Origin of the sequence: Anaeromassilibacillus sp. D41t1_190614_C2 (assembly GCF_015558525.1) — a bacterium.
GTDB lineage: Bacteria > Bacillota > Clostridia > Oscillospirales > Acutalibacteraceae > Anaeromassilibacillus > Anaeromassilibacillus stercoravium.
The window spans coordinates 65,620-83,412 of the sequence record NZ_JADMOD010000003.1 but is presented as its reverse complement, the minus strand read 5'-3'; the positions used below and the strand labels follow the sequence as shown (position 1 = coordinate 83,412).

The following is a 17,793-nucleotide window of genomic DNA, read 5'->3' as shown; positions in this document are numbered from 1 at the left end:
TTTTTATCAAGCTTCCAACCGGAACGTGTAGTTTTGGCTGTAGTTTTCCCGATGATAATACCGGGCTTCCCCGTCAGACAAGTTCATGACGATGCTCCATTCGGTGGATTCAAATTCACCGAAATTATCCTTGCTCACGCTGTCTAAGGCATCCCGAACGTCTTCCATCCCCATCCGAGGGGTTTCTTCCAACTGATCCAGCAGGATATCATACCTTTCATGGGATTGTTGGGTTCCAATGCCTTGTTTCTCCCCTTCCGCTAGATAAAAATTTGTCAGCACCGGCGTCTCTGTAACGGCCATTTCTTGATTCACATACTCTACCGCCACGCTTCGGCCCGCAGAATCTGCTATCGCGAAATGGATCATCATCCCCATAGAACCATGCAGGTCATATTGCTCTAGTAGTTCCAATGCTTCATCCACACTCCCGGCATGGTCTAATAACAAGCGGATCGCCGTTGTGGTGGTAATGTCCGGCTTGTCCGTATCCTGCTCAATGGTGGAACGATCTTGAATCATATTCACCGAAACTGCCAAGCCAGCTTCATTCATCCCGTCCAGCGGAGCATACAAGGCGGCAAGTGTTTTGACCGCATCCATATTTAGGGCCATACCTACCATGCCACCTCCTACATTTTGGGTGATAAAATCCATGTTCACGGTAGAAAGGGATGCATACCCATTTTCAGGATGGGATTCCACAACCATAGCTGCACAGTTTTCCCAATCAAAATTGCGGCCAAACAAGGCGTTGCCTTCTGGGCTTTGCACGGCAATGGTACTGCATCCAAAAAGCCCTCCTAGCAAGTCCCCCAAATTCAAATCAGAAAGCAGGTTGCTGGCAAGATATTCTATTACTTCTCCATCGGAAGAAGCTCCGCCTTGGGCAAGGAAGCCATCAAAACCATAATCCCCATCGTATCGGACAGTCGAAAAGCCATCCTCCAACTCAACAATCTCCGAAGTAGGAGAGACCAGATTTAATTCTTCTGTATCCGATATGATTTGTGCTGTGCTGCTGTTTTCCGAATCTTTCATGGGATCTTCTGACCTCCCTGAACATCCTGTCAAAAGGATTGCTATGCTGAGGAAGAAGGAAACGCAGAAAATCCAGCTTTTTGGGGTATAACTGCTATTCATCTGAAATGCCTCCTTTTCAAATTCATTTCTACAACTCAAGTATACGGAGCTTTTAATTATATATCAAATATTTATTCTTTATTATTTTTCATAATTAATTTTTATATTATTTAACGTTATACTTTTGTATAGGAGGCGATTTACATGGAATTTCGTTTATTGGAATACTTTTTAGCTGTAGCAAGGGAACAGAATATTACCGCAGCAGCAGAATCCCTGCACATCTCACAACCAGCTTTATCCACTCAGCTCAAAGCGATGGAGATGGAATTGGGAAAGCAATTGCTTATCCGCGGCGTAAAGGGTTCCCGGAAAGTCGTATTGACGGAAGAAGGAATGATCCTTCGCAAACGGGCCGAAGAAATGCTTTCACTGATGCGGCGTACAGAAGAAGAAATCATCCGCTCTGGTGAAACCATTGTGGGGGATGTATATATTGGCACAGGTGAAACAGATGTCATGCGCCTGCTCGCCCAAGCTGCAAAAAAGCTACAAGAAACGCACCCGGATATTCATTATCACATTACCAGCGGCAATGCAGAACATGTGCTCGAATATCTGGATAAGGGGCTGATTGACTTTGGGCTATTGTTCAGCCAAGTTGATTCACAGAAATATGAGGCCATTCCGGTCCCTGTAAAGGATACATGGGGCGTACTGATGCGCAAGGATTCTCCTTTGGCACAAAAAGAAAGCATTTCCCCAGAGGATTTGTGGGACAAGCCTTTGATTACTTCCCATCAAAAAGGCGATGATACCTATTTAGGCGGTTGGCTAAAACGGGAGGCCTCCAAATTGAACATTGTAGCCACCTATAACCTGGTATTCAACGCTTCCCTTTTGGTCGATGAAGGATTAGGATATCAATGCAGGTGTGGAGAGGGCGGAAACAGCCAAGTAACGCACTATTTGCAGCATTTACAATTGCATCCACCTTTAGCGTTGTAATATCCCCCTGCCACAAAACCATACGGGGATCTCCAGGGATAGAAGGCAACTCTTCGCTTTCAATGATCCCCCGCATGTCCCGCTCTGTTTGCAAGTATTTATCTTGTATTTTAAAAAAATCCTGACTAAGGGGCTTTGGCATACGCACATTCATCAAACTACGTAGCAAATCTTTCTGCTCTTTCTCGTCCACAGGGATAGATATATTTTTATATCTTTCTTCTGCCAATAACTCTTGAATCAGATAGACCCTCTGTTCTTCATGTGTCATTGTGGCGCACTTCCTTCTAACAACATGATGTTCTATAATTTCCAAATAACTCCGATGCTTCGCATAAAACCAAATACCCCAGTATATTTTGCTTGGAAAAAACTTTGCCTACCAGAACGCATAAACTGCCTGTGGAATGGGGGCCATAAGGGGGCTTTGGGAAAAGCAAGCACAAAGTGTATTAGGCCCTTACCATGCTTTGAAGCATGGCGAGTCAGCCATTTGCCATAATCCGAACAGAAACCACTGTATCTCAGGCTGTTCTTGCCGTTGCAGATCGCATTACATTACAGGGTGTAACACTTCCCAAAAATCCCCTTGGATGGCCTTCCCCCAGCGAGCTCCAGGATCTTTTTTCGAAGGCTTTCTTCAAGTAAGTATCCTGCACCTTTAAAAATTCCGCGTAGGCATATTTTCCGTGCAGATATGAAAAACGGGAAAAACAATCGCTGTTTATTCCTCCTTATGGGAATCCTTTGTTCCGAATCCATCCCCTACTCTTAAGGCAAGGAACTTCATGACATACAGCTTTGTTCGGGCTACGCCATTTCACCTCCGGATAATCGCCTTTTGCGGACAACTCGACAAGCAATTTCCGCAATGCAGGCAGTGCTCTTGCCAAATCGCAGCAGGAGATGTATGCTCTAAGTGACTTCTTAATCATGGTTTTTGTCATGGTTAGTGAAGCAGTCACTTAGAGTATTTTCATTTCAGGAGGTACAGCCATGAGAAACGAGAAAATCACCCCACTGTATGAGCGGTTGAGCCGCGATGATGAATTACAGGGCGAGAGCAACTCCATAAGCCATCAAAAGCAGATGTTAGAGGAGTTTGCCCGCAGGAATGGGCTGCCAAACCCTACCCACTTCACCGATGACGGCGTATCGGGAACCCGCTTTGACCGTCCCGGCTTTCTGGCGATGATGGAGGAAGTCGAGGCCGGACGAGTGGAGGCCATTGTTATCAAAGATTGTTGTGAGATAATGGGACTAAATCAGAAAGACCTTGAAAATCAAGGGATTCTGGCTTAGTCCCTTCTTTTTTGACCTGAAAGAGGAACAATCGCTCAACAATCGGCGCACCGGATCAAAACCGGCTGGCGGTGGCTATGGAGGTACACTGCATAAGCCCTTCCCGTTGCGCTGTCCACAACGAAAGGAGTCCAACATGAAACAGGGAACTTTGGTTTATGACAACGCAACGGATCGATACGACATTCGCTTTGACCTTGACTGCTACTACGGCGGTCTGCACTGCGGGGAATGCTTCGATGTCATGGTCGGGGGCAAGTGGAAACCCACCCGGATCGAGATGGCTGCGGACTGGTATCTCGTCGGCATCCGCACGGACGATTTGCAGGGATTGAGGGTGAGGATGTGAAGACTTTTCTCAAGGAAGTGCTGCTTCCTCTTCTGATTGCTCTTTGCCTTGCCGCATTCTTCAAGCCGATCTATATGGCGGACGGCGTGTGTGACTACTTCCTGATGTGGCTTTGCGTCGGCTTCCCGTTCGGCATCCGCAGGATGTGTCTCTGGCTCGTTCCTTTCGGGTACGGCATATCCGGTACGGTAGGAATCTTCGCACTCAACATCATCATCGGCGGTCTTATCGGAGGACTCGCCCTGATTGTCGGGCTGCTGCTCGGCATCATCCATACCATCCGAGAAATCATCTGAATATCTGAAAAGCTAAGAGGGTTTGTTTCATTCTCCAATTCGGAGCATGAAGCAAACCCTCTTTTTTTGTTGCCCGAAAGCTGGAACAATCTGCCTCTTGCAGATGACGGCGGTGCGGCGAGGAAAGGAGAGAAAACAAAATGAGCTACATGACAGCCGGTAAGCTGCAAGCCTTTGAAGCCCTCATGAAGGAGGTTCCCGGCCACAATCACTATGACAGCGGATGCGACGGGATCTGCCCGGAATGTCGGTCGTGCTGCTTCCATCGTCCCTACTGGAAATATCAAACCTGTGTCTTCGAGGAATGTCCCTATCCCCTTGTGCAGAAGCTTGGCGGTCAGGTCATCCGCATCTCGCCGGTGAGCACCGACTACATCAACCCGCTGGACATCAATGTGAACTACTCGGAAGAGGAAAACCCGCTGACTTTGAAGTCTGATTTCATCCTCTCCATGTGTGAGCTGATTGTGGGCGGCAAGGACGGGCTGCAACCGGTGGAAAAGACCATCATCGACCGCAGCGTTCGCAAGGTGTATCAGGACTATCTTGCCGATCCGGTTCCTGAGAAGATGCCTATTCTCGAAGACCTCTACAACATCCTGCGCAGTCAGAGTGAGCCGGAGGCACAGCGGATTGCCACTGCCCTTGAAATCTATGTGCATGGCTCGCTGAATGTCTTCAATCACCGGACGAATGTGGATGTGAATAACCGCTTCGTCTGCTATGACATTAAGCAGCTCGGAAAGCAGCTCAAGAAACTTGGGATGCTCATTGTACAGGATCAGGTCTGGAACCGTGTGACCATCAACCGCGCCCAGCACAAGGCGACGCGCTACTACATGGACGAGTTCCACCTTCTGCTCAAGGAAGAGCAGACAGCCGCCTATTCCGTCGAAATCTGGAAGCGGTTCAGAAAATGGGGCGGGATTCCGACCGGCATCACGCAGAATGTCAAGGATTTGCTGGCTTCCCGTGAGATTGAAAACATCTTTGAGAACTCCGACTTCGTTTACCTTCTGAACCAGGCAAGCGGCGACCGGCAGATTTTGTCCAAGGCGCTGAACATCTCGCCCAGCCAGCAGAACTACATCACCAATTCCAACGCCGGTGAAGGTTTGATCTTCTACGGCTCCACCATCGTCCCCTTCAAGGATGACTTCCCGAAGGACACGATGCTCTATCGTTACATGACCACCAAACCCGAAGAAACCTTGCAGAACTAAGGAGGACTACCTTTATGAAAAAGAATATGAACGAGAACTTTGAGATCACCGTTGACGAGATGACCGAGATTTTCGGCGATACGCCGGTTGAGATGAGCTTCCGTGAGGTCAAGGATGGCATGGACAGCTTCTTTGGCTTGATGGGGCTGACCGTGGAGCTGGTCAACCTGATCCGCAAGGAGGACGAGCTGAAAAAGCACCACCGCGCTTACCTCCATGTCCGCGAGGAAATCGCCGAGTGCGCCGATGAGGCAACGGAGGTTATCGCCGGTATTCTCGACTCCATTCAGGAGAAAGAGCACATCTACCGTGTGTCCGGCACGCCTTCCGCCTTTGATATGGATGAGGAAGACGAGGATGAGGACGATTTTGTCACCATCCCCAAGGAGAAGTATGACAGCATGATTGAGGATCTGCTGACGATGGCCGAGCTGATTGACATGGTATCGGATATGCGCACCAAGGATGTCCGCACCATTCAGGAGTTTGGCAAGTTCATCCCTGCTTATGCCGCCTACCGGGCAATCTCCGAGCCGATTGCTCCCGGAACAGCGAGCAGGCTCAAGCGCGGAGTTAAAGGAAGCAACAAATACGGGGAACCGATTCCCGGACAGGCGAAGCAGCAGACCATCAATCTATGCCGGGAACATGGCGAGATCACCGATGACATGATAAACCCGCTGCGTAACAAGCGGGATGTCTGGATTATCAATACTGTCCCCTTCAAAGGCGGTCACTATGCCGCCTATCCGCCGAAGTTGGTGGAAACCTGTCTTCTCGCCGGATGCCCAAAAGGCGGCGTTGTCCTTGATCCCTTCATGGGCAGCGGTACAACCGGTATGGTCGCAAAGCAGCTTGACCGGCACTATGTCGGGATTGAGTTAAACCCTGAATACAAAGAACTTGCCGAGGCGCGGATTGGAGGTGAAATCTGATGCCTCATGATGAATTGAAGCCCAAAGACCGGGTTGTCCTGCGGATGACCAGAGACGGCGCTGTGGAAGAAAACCTCACGGAAGGCACTTCGGAAAAGGTGTCGAAGCGCCTTGAAGATGCCCAGCTTGTCGCGCCTCATGACGCAGAAACCGGTGATCTGACCGAAGAGGTCAGGAAGCGGCGGCAGCTTCGTCCTGATGAGCTGGAAGACGCAGAGAGTCAGGCTCAGGCCGAAACACAGTCCGCAGATGCGGCGCAAGAGTACAAGCCGGGTGATCTGCCCGTCAGCGATGATCCCACATCTCACACTCTGTACTCTGAGACATACCGCACCCATTCCGTTGACTACGGAAAAGCATTTGCCGATACCGCTGTCACCGGCAAGGTCAGCAGGCCTCGCGCTGAAAGGCAGATTGATGGAGAGTCCGTTCTGGAAAGAGCGGCGGAAACCTCCGCAGAGATGCCGGACCTTGACGGCGATGCCCCAGCTTCCCGGCGGATTGAACGGTTGGAGCGAAAATCTCAGAAGGCGCATGAGCGTCTGGATGCCGCCCGTGAGAAGCTGCCCACCAAGAAGGTGCTGAAAAAAGAGCGCGTCTTTGACGAGGAAACCGGTAAAGGCAAAACCCGCCTCTACTTTGAAGACGAGCTGAAAGTCCCCAAGGGACAGAGCAAATTGCAGTTTGAGGCAGACAAGACCGTCCGTAAGGTCGGCGATACTCTTGCCTCTGGCATTCACGGCAAAATCCATGAGGTTGAGCAGGAAAACTCCGGTGTGGAAGCCTCCCATAAGACAGAGATTGCCGCCGAGTCCGTTGTCCGCCACTACCAGCATCACACAGAGCGCAGTGCAAACAAGCCGTTCGAGAAGGTGTCCAAGCTGGAGCAGAAGGCCGAGGCCGCTGATCGGAAGCTCCATTTTGAGAAGACGGTCGCCGAAAACCCTGAGATGAAGACTTCCCGTGCCAATATGAATAAGCACTACCAGAAGCAGCACATCAAGAAGGAATACGCTGCGGCTCGCAAGGCCGGGGCGCAAACGGCCTCCACCGCCACCAAGTCCACCGCTAAAACCGTCCGAGAGAAAGCGTCGGATAAGGTCAAGGACTTTATCGCCAAGAACAAAAAGGTCTTTGCTTGGCTGGGAGCTGGCTTGATGATTCTGATCCTGTTGTCTGCTGGGATTAGCTCCTGCACGGCAATGTTCACCTCTACCACTTCGTCTGTCATCGCCACTTCCTACCTCAGTGAGGACGATGCCATGACCGGCGCGGAGGCGCAGTATTGTCAGATGGAGGCGGAGCTGCAATCGTATCTGGATAACTACGAGAGCACGCACGACTACGATGAGTACCACTTTGACCTTGATACGATTGAGCACGATCCCTATGTGCTGATCTCCATTCTATCCTCCTTCAATGAGGGAGAGTTCACGCTGGACGAAGTTCAGGGGCTTCTTCAAACGCTCTTTGACCGGCAATACATCCTCACCGAAGATGTGGAGGTTGAGGTACGCTACCGGACAGAGACCCGTACCGGGACAACGACTGTCACCGATCCCGAAACCGGTGAAACCAGCACAGAAACTTATACCTATGAGGTCGAAGTCCCATACAACTACTACATCTGTACCGTTACGCTGGAAAACTTTGACCTTTCCCATTTACCTGTGTACATCATGAATGAAGACCAGCTCTCCATGTACTCAGCCTATATGTCAACGCTGGGCAACCGTGAGGATTTGTTCCCCGGCTCCGGCTATGTGGACAAGTACATTGAAAACCCACCCGATGACTACACGGTCAATGCGGCGTATCTGACAGACGAGAAGTTCGCCACCCTCATCGCAGAGGCAGAAAAATATCTCGGCTACCCGTATGTTTGGGGCGGTTCAAACCCGTCCACTTCCTTTGACTGTTCGGGATTCGTCAGCTATGTCCTCACAAACAGCGGACTTATCAACACCGGGCGGCTGGGTGCGCAGGGACTTTACAATGTCTGTTCGCCTGTTTCCAGCGCCGATGTGAAGCCGGGGGATCTTGTCTTCTTTGTCGGCACATACGACACACCGGGCGTTTCCCATGTGGGCATCTATGTGGGCGACAATGTGATGTTGCACTGCGGCGATCCCATCCAGTACACATCCATCAACACTTCCTACTGGCAGTCTCACTTTTACGCCTTTGGAAGACCCAACTATTAACTGAAAGGAGCGTTTTAATGAACCCGAAATATCAGAAGGTTTGCGCGGAAATCGCCAAAACCGAGAAGAAGGTCGAGGACCTGCAGGGGCAGCTCAAGGAGCTGTACGACAAGAAAACCGAGCTGGAAAACCTTGAAATCGTCAACACCGTCCGTGCGATGGTCATGGACAAGGATCAGATTATGGCGTTCCTTGCCGCGATGAAGGACGGCAAGGCGGAAAAGCCTACCACTACCCAGCAGGAGGTGACGGACAATGACTAAGAGAAAAGGAATCCGCACTCTGGCGGCACTTGCACTGTGCTTCGCGCTTTGTATCTCGTTCACTGTACCCGCATTCGCCTATGCGGATGATACCGAGCAGGAGCTTCCGGTCACGGAGGCGACCCAGCCCGAAGCAACACCGGAAACCGCAGCACCCGAAGAGCCTGAACCGTATGAGGGCGAGCCGATTGACGGTGAAGGCAACGCTTATACCCGCGATCTGCTCTATGACAAGGCGACGAATAAGCAGTTCATCACAGTACAGACCAAGACCGGCAACACCTTCTATGTCGTGATCGATTATGATGCGCCCATCAACGAGGAAGAGGAACAGTACCAGACCTATTTCCTCAACATGGTGGACGAAGCCGATCTGCTTGCCCTGTTGGATGAGGAAACGGCATCTTCGCTTACTATCTGTAACTGCGATACCCGCTGCGAGGCCGGAGCTGTCAATACGGAATGCCCTGTCTGCAAAACAAACATGAGCGAGTGTACCGGCGCTGTACCTGAGCCGGAAGAGCCGGTCGAGGACGCGGAAGCCGAAGCGCCCGAAGAGCCGGAAAACGCTTCCCCGAACATTGCCCTGATCATCGGCATCATCGCGCTGGTCGGCATCGGCGGTGGTGCGTATTACTACTTCAAGTTCGTGCGCGGCAAGAAGCAGAAGGACGAGGATCTGGATTTCTTCGATGACGAGGGTTATGAGGAAGAGCCGTATATCAACGAGGACGAAGAGCCTGTCATTGCTGACGACGAGGATGACGAGGCCGAAACCAAAGAAACGGAGGAAACGATTTGATCTTAGTGATTGCGGAAAAACCGAGTGTTGGAGCCGCTATCGGGAAGGTGCTGGGCGCTTCCTCCCGTAAGGACGGTTATCTCGAAGGAAACAACTACATCGTCTCATGGTGCGTTGGTCATCTTGTGGGGCTTGCGGACGCAAGCTCCTACGATGAACGCTTTGCCAAATGGCGGTACAGCGATCTCCCCATCGTCCCGGAGGAATGGCTGTTTGAAGTCCCGAAGGACAAACAGAAGCAGTTCAAGGTGCTGCGTGACCTTATGCGCGATAAGCGTGTAACCGAGCTTGTCTGCGCCACCGATGCGGGGCGCGAGGGCGAACTGATTTTCCGGTTGGTCTACAAGAAAGCCGGTTGCACGAAGCCTTTCAAGCGCCTGTGGATCAGCTCATTGGAAGACAGCGCAATCCGAGAGGGCTTTGCCCGTCTGCGAGCCAGCGGCGATTATGACCGGCTCTATGAAGCCGCGCTTGCCCGTTCCAAGGCAGATTGGATTGTTGGCATCAACGGCACAAGGCTGTTCTCGACACTTTATCATAAGAAGCTGGTGGTCGGACGCGTGCAAACGCCTACGCTGGCAATGCTGGTGGAGCGTGAAGGCAAAATTTCCACCTTCCACAAGGAGAAATACTTCAATGTCCATATCAGCCAAGACAGCCTGACGGCGGACATGGAAAAGGTCAAAACCGAAGACGAGGCGAAGGCGATTGCGGCGGCTTGCAATAAAATGCAAGCCGTCGTTTCTTCTCTCAAGAAGGAGACGAAGACGGTCACCCCGCCGAAGCTTTATGATCTGACCACCTTGCAGCGGGAGGCCAACCGCTACTATGGTTTTACCGCCCAGCAGACGCTCGATCTGGTGCAGTCCCTCTATGAGAAAAAGCTGCTTACCTATCCCCGAACGGACAGTCAGTTCATCACTGAGGATATGGAGAGCACCGCCCGTCAGGTGATCGGCATTGTCTCCCGCAAGGTGCCGCTCTTTGAAGGCATCATCCACGAGCCGGACATCGGGCAAATTACCAACAACGCCAAGGTCACTGACCATCATGCCATTATCCCCACCGTCCAGTTTGAAAAGCAGGACCTCGCCGAGCTGCCGGAGTCGGAGCAGAAAATCATCCGGCTTATCGCCATGCGCCTTCTGAGCGCTACCGGTGAGAAACACATCTATGATGAGACTTCGGTCACGCTCACCTGTGAGGGTTACGAGTTCAAGGCAAAAGGCAAAACGGTCGTGCAGGATGGATGGAAGTCGGTTGAGCGCTGCTTCAAGGAAACGCTCAAGAGCAAGGAAAAGGACGAGCCGGAACGCTCGCTGCCTTCTCTGAATGAGAAGGATATTCTCTCTTCTGTCGATTCCAGCGTCACCGAACATTACACATCCCCACCGAAGCCCTACACCGAAGACTCCCTTCTGTCGGCTATGGAGACTGCGGGGAATGCTGAGTTCGACGATGATACCGAAAAGAAAGGGCTTGGCACTCCCGCCACCCGCGCCGGTATCATCGAAAAGCTGGTCAAAGGCGGCTTCGTTGAGCGCAAGGGCAAATCTCTCGTGCCTACAAAGGACGGCAACAACCTTGTATGCGTCCTGCCCGAACAGATCACTTCTCCTTCCATGACGGCGGAATGGGAAAATACCCTGATGCAGATTGAGCGCGGCAATGCGGATGCGGACAAGTTCCTTTCCGGCATTGTGGGGATGACCTCCGAGCTGGTCAAAGCCTATCCCTTCCTCTCTGACGCCGAGGCAAACCGCTTCGATACCGGCAGAGAGTCCATTGGCAAATGTCCGCGCTGCGGCTCGCCGGTCTATGTGGGCAAGGGAAACTATTACTGCTCGAACAAGGAATGTTCCTTCTGTATGTGGGAGGACAATAAGTTCTTTACGAGCAAGAAAAAGAAGCTGACCAAGAAGATCGCCGCCGAGCTGCTGGACAAGGGCTGGTGCAGGGTCACCGGGCTTTATACGCCAAAGCGCCCGCAGCTCTATGATGCGGTGATCCGTCTGGATGACACTGGCGGCAAGTATGTCAGCTTCAAGATGGAGTTTGACCGATGACGCGCCCGCGATACATTGCCTCATGCAGCGGAGGCAAGGACAGCGTAGCAACAATTCTTCTTGCTGCGGAGAAAAATGAGCCGCTGGATGAGGTCATATACAGTGAGGTGATGTTTGATCAGGATACAAGCGGCGAGGTCCCGGAGCATCGGGACTTTATCCACCAAAAGCTCAAACCGTTCGTTGAAAATGAACTCGGATGCAAATTCACGGTTCTGCGAAGTGACAAAACTTACGATGATGTGTTCCATCACATTATCACAAGAGGACCTTATAAAGGGCTGATCCGAGGTTTTGTCTGGCCGGGAAAGTGCGCGGTAAATCGGGACTGTAAAATGCCTCCGCTCCGCAAGTACCATAAGGCTCAACCTGATGACACCCGCAGCTATGTAGGTATTGCATTGGACGAGCCAAAGCGTCTTGCCAGACTGAATAAGGAGAAGGACATCAGCCTTCTTGCAAAGTATGGCATGACGGAAGCGGATGCTTGGCGGCTATGCGAGAAATACGATATGCTCTCTCCCTGTTATCAACATTCCAAACGCAACGGTTGTTGGTTCTGCCCAAACGCATCGACTTTTGAGCTTTCCCACATGGTCAACCGTCACCCTGACTTATTTGAGAAGTTGATTGAATGGGAACATACAGATAATTTGTATCATCGCAGATTGACCAGAACGGAAACTCCGTCTGAGGTAAAAGCCCGTCTTTGGGGCAAATCTCAGCCGGAGTTTTCTATTTCAAATCAGTAAGATTGGAGGTAAGAAATGGCTGAAAACAGAAACGCCCAGCAAGTCCGGGAAATCACTGACAAGCTGGAACAGGGACTCAAGGAACTGTTTGAATCCGAACGCTTCAAAGAGTACCTGAAAACGATGTCCAAGTTCTACAACTACTCGTTTAACAATACGCTTCTCATCGCCATGCAGAAGCCGGGTGCGACGCTGATCGCCGGTTACACGGCATGGCAGCGCAACTTCGACCGCCATGTGATGAAGGGCGAAAAGGGCATCAAAATCCTTGCTCCTGCGCCCTACAAGGTGCAGGAAGAGCGGGAAAAACTCGACCCGGTAACGCAGAAGCCCGTTCTCGACAAGGACGGCAAGCCGGTCACCGAGACGGTTGAAGTGACCCGTCCCGCCTTCAAGGTGGTGAGCGTCTTCGATGTGTCCCAGACGGACGGCAAAGAACTTCCCGATATTGCCGTAGACGAGCTGACAGGCAGCGTGGAAAACTACGCCGCCTTTTTTGATGCTCTCAAAGAGCTATCTCCGGTCCCCATTGCCTTTGAAAACATCACCGATGGCGCAAAAGGCTACTTCTCTCATGTAGAAAACCGGATTGCCATTCAGGAGGGCATGAGCGAAATCCAGACCATCAAGACGGCGATCCATGAGATTGCCCATGCCAAGCTCCATGCCGTCACTCCGGGCGAAAAGGTCGCTCCCGAAGACAAGAAAGACCGGCGCACTAAGGAGGTCGAGGCAGAAAGCGTCGCCTATACCGTCTGCCAGCGGTACGGCATTGAGACCTCTGACTATTCCTTCGGCTATATCGCCGGTTGGTCCTCCGATAAGGAGACCAAGGAGCTGAAAGGCTCGCTGGAAACCATCCGCAAAACGGCGGCTGAGATGATCACCGGCATTGATGAAAAGCTCAAAGAGCGGCTTGCCGTGAAAGAACAGGAAGCCCCTACGCCGCTGCGGGATGCGGCTATTCCGGTTTACCGGGAAGCTGCGATGTATGCCTTTGAAGCAGGTGAGCTGGATGCTTACCGTACTTCGATGCAAGCGAACATGGACTGTAAAGAGGCGATTGAGCAGACCATCAACGACTACTACGGCAACAACCGACTTGCGGCGGAGTCCGCCGTTAAGAGCATCCTTGAGAAATTCTCGCCTGAGCGCGTCGCCTATGTCCTCGCGCAAACCATCCAGCAGAAAGACCATGATGGGCGCATTTCCCCGGACTGCAAGGAATGGGCAAAGGGCATGGATGGCAGCCCGGATCATGCTGCTCATCTCATCATTGACAGCGTAAATCCGGGGCTTGTCAGCCTTTTCACCGAAGAGTTTGTCCGGCAGACTGCCATCAGTAGAACGCAGGAACAGGCACCGGCTGAACAGAGCAAACCGGCTGTGCCGGAGAAGGCTCCCGAAGCTCCGGCTCCCAAAGAGCCGGAACAGGCGGCACCGGTGAAGCATCGCCTCACACCGGAGGAAAAGAAAATCAAGGAAGCTGTCATGGACACGCTCAAAGCGCAGATCGCCGGTCGCAACGACGGGATGCTGGCTACCTACCGTTCGTCCAATCAGTCCTTCAAGGTGATGATGGAGTACAAGGTCAGGATTGAGGGCAACACCGTTACCCGGGACGGCGAGCCGATGTTCGCCATTCACCGCCGCCATTCTGCCAAGAAGGTGCAAGGCTGCTATCGAGAGCTGACACCGACGCTTGAATATATCGGCAAAGAGAAGACTCAGGAAGCAGCGCGTGAAAAGCCTTCTATCCGGGAACATCTCCGTGCTGCGGCAAAGAGCCAGCCTGAGCGGAAAACGCCGGTCAAGCAGAAGTCCCACGATGTCGGTTTGGAGTGATGGCTATGAAGTTTGAAAACATCGATCTTGTGGATGCCCTTCGCCGGATTATGGACATCCATACCCAGAACTACAAAGAGGATTTTGAGCTGGACGCCGGGTTGCTTCACAGCCTTGCCGGTTCCCAATCCCCCGAGGACAAGCACCTTCTCTGGATGTCCCGTCCGAACGGCACTTACCTCCTGCCTGAGCGTGAAGTCTATGTGGAGGATTCCTACGAAAACAAAGTGTGGGAATTTTACCATGAGCAAACCCGCGATCCCATCCTTGCCTATGCAGTCGAGATCAAGGGCGTAGAGGGCGATACCGTCAGAGGCAACCTCATTGAGCTGGACTATGCCGCCCATGTGGAGCGGATGCAAAAGCTCACCGTTCCGATTGAGACAGTGGCAGTCACTTTTAAGGACGATGCCACCTTTTATCTGCCTTTCCGCAGCTACCGGCGCGAAGCGATCCCGCTGGAAGAAAAGCATGGCGAGGTCGTGTCGGTGAGCTATCTGCCTGAGAATGCGGTTGAGCTTGACATGATTCTCCGCCGTGAGCGCTTCAAAACGAGCTACCATGCGAAAACCGGCAGTATTGAGGATCACATCCACAAGCTTGCCGTTCAGCATGGCGTGACCGAAAAGCTGGGCATATTGCCCCTTGAAGCGCAGACCGCCTATAATGCCGTCAAGGAAGCCTATCCCGAAGCGATTGTCTGCTTTGCCCAGAATGGCTACTTTGAAATTTACGGCGAAGATGCGAAGAAGGCAGCGCCCGCGCTCGGCACAAAGCTCCTGATGAAAGAGCTGGAAGGCGGCGGACAGGTAGCCGTGACCGGCTTTCGGGAAGATCAGTGGGTTGCCAAGGCAAAGGCGCTGTGGGGGCAAGGAAACGATGTCCTTGTTACGCAGCCCGGTGAAGACGGCAGACAGGAAACCGTCAAACACCTTATCGCTGAGGACTATATCCCTGTTGGCATGGTGATGGATATGGACGGCAAAACCGTTCGCGTTGACAAAGTGGATTTTCCAAATGAAGAAGTCAGCCTGACGGACATTACGGACAGGAAAAATCCCGTTCCATTCCGTGAGCGGTTGTCTATTGTCCGTTCCTATGTGGAGGATGCTCCGGCAGAAAGCCTCTGGAAAGCAATGGATCGCAGAGAGCATACCTCCCAGAAGAAACCCTCTGTCCTCGCAAAGCTCAAAGAACACGCCCAGACTGCGCCGGACAAAGGCGCTAAAAAGCCTGAGCATACAAAGAAACCGAAATCAAAGGAAATGGAGATGTGATTATGTTTTTTACCGTGGAAGAGACGAATCTGATGTGCTGCTTCGACACTTCCAGCCGCAAGAGGCTGATTGCTGAAATGAAGTCGCTGCCCATCGACGAGCTGGACGATGAGATGGCGGAGCTGCTTTTCCATACCGTTCGGAAGCTTGAGGGCATCACCGGCGAGGCGTTTGCCCAGCTCTACATCGCGCCGGACAGTATGATTGACGATTGAAAGGAGGATGCCTATGCCCGTGTTGGATGGCAGTTTTGAAGCTTTCGTGACCAATCTTGGCAAGTACAACGAAGGCGAGCTTGTCGGTGAATGGGTGCATTTCCCGACCACCGAAGAAGAAATGAAGAAGGTCTTCGAGCGGATCGGCATCGGCTCGAAGGACGAGTTCGGTCAGGTTTATGAGGAATGGTTTATCACGGATTATGACTGCTCCATTCATGGAGTCAGCAATCTCCTTGGCGAATATGAAAACCTCGATAAGCTCAACTACCTCGCCGCGCGGCTGGATGAGATGTCCCGCTCTGAGCTTGAGCATTTCGTGGCAATCATGGATAGCGGCTGCGATGAAGTGAATGACCTCGACGATCTGATCAACCTGACCTACAATCTCGACAACTATGATTTTATCCCCGACATCAAGGACTATGACGATCTCGGTCGTTACTACTTCTTTGAGGGCGGGTACAACATAGACAACAAGTTCGGCAGCTTTGTGGATTACATTGACTTTGAGCGATACGGCGAAGACTGCGCAATCAATGAAGGCGGCACACTGACCGACGCCGGGTACATCCGTCCTACCGGCGATAGCTGGAACCGCTACTTTGACGGCTCTCTTGAAGATATTCCCGATGAGTACCGCGTCACCGGAAGCGGCGAGGAATTGGAACAGCCAACTACAATGACTGTGCTTGTGGTCGAGCCGGACAAAAAGCCCTATGTGAAAGAAATCCCTTCCGGCCTTGAGTCCTTGCAGCATGAAGTCGGCGGGAGTATTCAGGCCGTCTATCCCTTTGCGGAGCCGGTTGCCGTTATTTGCAATGAAGAGGGCAAGCTGGAAGGCTTGCCGCTCAACCGTGCCCTGCGGGATGAAGATGGAGAAATCTATGATATTGTTGCCGGTACATTTCTGGTCACAGGTCTGACGGATGACAGCTTCGGCTCGCTCTCTCCCGATTTGCTGCGCCAGTTCATGACGGAGTTCAAAATGCCGGAGCAGTTTGCAAAAATCGGCGACAGGATCGTTGCTATCCCGATGATCTCCGAAGAGCAGCAGAAGCAGACTGTCCTTGAAGAGAAAAGCTCCATTGTCAATGAGAACACTTTCGGTATGGCGGTGGATGGCCATATCGGCACATGGCACACGATTGATCACAAGGAAATCGACGGTCACACTTTCTGGCTGATGGAGCATGATACCTTTGGTGACGATGCCTCCTGCATCATAGTCGATGAGCGCGGTGACTTGGTGCTGTCCCATATCTACGACGGCTTCGATGAGAACACGGTTGATCTGCTCCGTCAGGAGGTCATGCCGGTCGAAAAGATGCCGGATGACAGCATCAGCATCGAGGAAATGAAGCAGTACGGCTACAAATGGGGCGGAATGTTGCCCATGCGGGAAGAGGCTGCGGCTGAGGTCATGAAGTCGTGCCAGATTTACCGGCTGTACGGTGATGATACCGAGGGGCTGGTTCTGGATGCAAAGGAAGTCCCGGATCACGCTGCGAAAGGCGGTATCTTTGGCGTTGAAAAGTCTGAGTGGAAAGCGATGCTGGAACGGCAGAATCCTCTCAAGACCGCTGAGATGTCCGTCGAGGATGACTACGGCATGATTGACGGTATCATCAACAACGGTTCCAAAGAGAAGGAAAGCAGCGAAAAGCGAGAGAAGTCTTCCATCATGGACAGGCTGAAAGCCGCCAAGTCCAGCAAGCCGCAGGTCAAGTCAGCGCCCTCAAAAGAGAAAAAGAGTGAGCGTGATTTATGAGTAAGAGTAAGAAATGGAAGGTGGAGTGGAGCTTCTTCTTAGGCACGGACGGACGGCGGAAGTACAATGAAGTATGCCGACGCTGTATTCATGACTGCAAGCAGAGTCTTCGCACTATGATCCTCGCTTGTCCGCACTATATCTCAAAGCGGTCGGAGAAAGCGATATAACTGTCAGGATAAAGGTCGAAAATGACGGCTTTTAGCCTCCTAGAGCCGCGCGAAAATGTAGCCCCGTATGTTTTCCCATGTGGCAGTCAAGCGCCGCCAATGTGAGAATAAAGGTCGGTTTTCAGCCATAATCTTATTACTGCAAAGAGCCTCGGTCGATGCTCGTTCGAGTGTCGGCTGAGGCTCTTTTTTCGTGTCTTTTTCGTAAATAATCTCCGAAAATCAAACGCTA

General features: G+C 51.9%; 15 protein-coding genes and 2 pseudogenes. 15 read left to right on the top strand and 2 right to left on the bottom strand.

What is annotated here, in order from left to right:
• Nucleotides 1-6: 6 nt before the first annotated feature.
• Nucleotides 7-1,143, bottom strand: a complete 1,137-nt coding sequence (locus I2G69_RS04610) for a linear amide C-N hydrolase (RefSeq protein WP_191395501.1) — start codon at nucleotides 1,141-1,143, stop codon at nucleotides 7-9.
• 144 nt (nucleotides 1,144-1,287) lie between these two features.
• Between I2G69_RS04610 and I2G69_RS04605 the strand changes: the two genes are divergently transcribed.
• Nucleotides 1,288-2,091, top strand: a complete 804-nt coding sequence (locus I2G69_RS04605) for a LysR family transcriptional regulator (protein ID WP_195560309.1) — start codon at nucleotides 1,288-1,290, stop codon at nucleotides 2,089-2,091.
• A gap of 820 nt (nucleotides 2,092-2,911) precedes the next feature.
• Here the strand turns inward: I2G69_RS04605 and I2G69_RS04600 are convergent.
• Nucleotides 2,912-2,986 carry a 4Fe-4S binding protein gene (locus I2G69_RS04600; RefSeq protein ID WP_442858883.1) on the bottom strand — a complete coding sequence of 25 codons (75 nt, stop codon included), beginning with the start codon at nucleotides 2,984-2,986 and terminating at the stop codon, nucleotides 2,912-2,914.
• Nucleotides 2,987-3,087: 101 nt separating this feature from the next.
• Between I2G69_RS04600 and I2G69_RS04595 the strand changes: the two are divergent.
• From I2G69_RS04595 to I2G69_RS04530, 14 genes and pseudogenes are all read left to right on the top strand, one after another.
• Nucleotides 3,088-3,333 (top strand): annotated as a pseudogene (locus I2G69_RS04595) (recombinase family protein); the annotation flags it as partial.
• A gap of 196 nt (nucleotides 3,334-3,529) precedes the next feature.
• Complete coding sequence (locus I2G69_RS04590; protein WP_195560307.1) at nucleotides 3,530-3,742, top strand: DUF5348 domain-containing protein; 213 nt, start codon at nucleotides 3,530-3,532, stop codon at nucleotides 3,740-3,742.
• Nucleotides 3,739-4,038: a DUF6050 family protein gene (locus tag I2G69_RS04585; RefSeq protein WP_330610120.1), complete on the top strand. Its 300-nt coding sequence runs from the start codon at nucleotides 3,739-3,741 to the stop codon at nucleotides 4,036-4,038. The genes I2G69_RS04590 and I2G69_RS04585 overlap by 4 nt, the downstream gene beginning before the upstream one ends.
• A gap of 314 nt (nucleotides 4,039-4,352) precedes the next feature.
• Nucleotides 4,353-5,261: pseudogene (locus I2G69_RS04580) on the top strand (VirB4-like conjugal transfer ATPase, CD1110 family); the annotation flags it as partial.
• A gap of 14 nt (nucleotides 5,262-5,275) precedes the next feature.
• Nucleotides 5,276-6,196, top strand: a complete 921-nt coding sequence (locus tag I2G69_RS14170) for a DNA-methyltransferase (RefSeq protein ID WP_243254827.1) — start codon at nucleotides 5,276-5,278, stop codon at nucleotides 6,194-6,196.
• Nucleotides 6,196-8,400: a C40 family peptidase gene (locus I2G69_RS04570; RefSeq protein WP_195560306.1), complete on the top strand. Its 2,205-nt coding sequence runs from the start codon at nucleotides 6,196-6,198 to the stop codon at nucleotides 8,398-8,400. Before I2G69_RS14170 ends, I2G69_RS04570 begins: the two co-directional genes overlap by 1 nt.
• 17 nt (nucleotides 8,401-8,417) lie before the next feature.
• Nucleotides 8,418-8,663: a DUF4315 family protein gene (locus I2G69_RS04565; RefSeq protein WP_004611956.1), complete on the top strand. Its 246-nt coding sequence runs from the start codon at nucleotides 8,418-8,420 to the stop codon at nucleotides 8,661-8,663.
• A complete protein-coding gene (locus I2G69_RS04560) occupies nucleotides 8,656-9,465 on the top strand; it encodes a DUF4366 domain-containing protein (RefSeq protein WP_195560305.1) in 810 nt (269 codons plus the stop codon). Before I2G69_RS04565 ends, I2G69_RS04560 begins: the two co-directional genes overlap by 8 nt.
• A complete protein-coding gene (locus I2G69_RS04555) occupies nucleotides 9,462-11,531 on the top strand; it encodes a DNA topoisomerase 3 (RefSeq protein WP_195560304.1) in 2,070 nt (689 codons plus the stop codon). The genes I2G69_RS04560 and I2G69_RS04555 overlap by 4 nt, the downstream gene beginning before the upstream one ends.
• Nucleotides 11,528-12,283: a phosphoadenosine phosphosulfate reductase gene (locus I2G69_RS04550; RefSeq protein WP_195560303.1), complete on the top strand. Its 756-nt coding sequence runs from the start codon at nucleotides 11,528-11,530 to the stop codon at nucleotides 12,281-12,283. Before I2G69_RS04555 ends, I2G69_RS04550 begins: the two co-directional genes overlap by 4 nt.
• Nucleotides 12,284-12,298: 15 nt before the next feature.
• Nucleotides 12,299-14,128 (top strand): DUF3849 domain-containing protein, encoded by a 1,830-nt coding sequence (locus tag I2G69_RS14425; protein ID WP_195560302.1) that lies wholly within the window; start codon nucleotides 12,299-12,301, stop codon nucleotides 14,126-14,128.
• 5 nt (nucleotides 14,129-14,133) lie between these two features.
• Entirely contained in the window at nucleotides 14,134-15,405 is a 1,272-nt protein-coding gene (locus I2G69_RS04540; protein WP_195560301.1) for a hypothetical protein, read from the top strand.
• Between the two features lie 2 nt (nucleotides 15,406-15,407).
• The gene (locus I2G69_RS04535; RefSeq protein ID WP_207740538.1) at nucleotides 15,408-15,620 is read left to right on the top strand and encodes a transposon-transfer assisting family protein; all 213 of its coding nucleotides are present in this window, start codon (nucleotides 15,408-15,410) and stop codon (nucleotides 15,618-15,620) included.
• A 13-nt stretch (nucleotides 15,621-15,633) separates the two neighbouring features.
• Nucleotides 15,634-17,391 carry an antirestriction protein ArdA gene (locus I2G69_RS04530; protein ID WP_195560300.1) on the top strand — a complete coding sequence of 586 codons (1,758 nt, stop codon included), beginning with the start codon at nucleotides 15,634-15,636 and terminating at the stop codon, nucleotides 17,389-17,391.
• Nucleotides 17,392-17,793 lie beyond the last annotated feature (402 nt).

Coding starts and splice junctions, on each gene's coding strand:
- I2G69_RS04535 (WP_207740538.1), top strand. CDS start 15,408: ATGTTTTTTACCGTGGAAGAGACGAATCTGATGTGCTGCTTCGACACT.
- I2G69_RS04590 (WP_195560307.1), top strand. CDS start 3,530: ATGAAACAGGGAACTTTGGTTTATGACAACGCAACGGATCGATACGAC.
- I2G69_RS14170 (WP_243254827.1), top strand. CDS start 5,276: ATGAAAAAGAATATGAACGAGAACTTTGAGATCACCGTTGACGAGATG.
- I2G69_RS04540 (WP_195560301.1), top strand. CDS start 14,134: ATGAAGTTTGAAAACATCGATCTTGTGGATGCCCTTCGCCGGATTATG.
- I2G69_RS04530 (WP_195560300.1), top strand. CDS start 15,634: ATGCCCGTGTTGGATGGCAGTTTTGAAGCTTTCGTGACCAATCTTGGC.
- I2G69_RS04570 (WP_195560306.1), top strand. CDS start 6,196: ATGCCTCATGATGAATTGAAGCCCAAAGACCGGGTTGTCCTGCGGATG.
- I2G69_RS14425 (WP_195560302.1), top strand. CDS start 12,299: ATGGCTGAAAACAGAAACGCCCAGCAAGTCCGGGAAATCACTGACAAG.
- I2G69_RS04605 (WP_195560309.1), top strand. CDS start 1,288: ATGGAATTTCGTTTATTGGAATACTTTTTAGCTGTAGCAAGGGAACAG.
- I2G69_RS04610 (WP_191395501.1), bottom strand. CDS start 1,143: ATGAATAGCAGTTATACCCCAAAAAGCTGGATTTTCTGCGTTTCCTTC.
- I2G69_RS04565 (WP_004611956.1), top strand. CDS start 8,418: ATGAACCCGAAATATCAGAAGGTTTGCGCGGAAATCGCCAAAACCGAG.
- I2G69_RS04560 (WP_195560305.1), top strand. CDS start 8,656: ATGACTAAGAGAAAAGGAATCCGCACTCTGGCGGCACTTGCACTGTGC.
- I2G69_RS04550 (WP_195560303.1), top strand. CDS start 11,528: ATGACGCGCCCGCGATACATTGCCTCATGCAGCGGAGGCAAGGACAGC.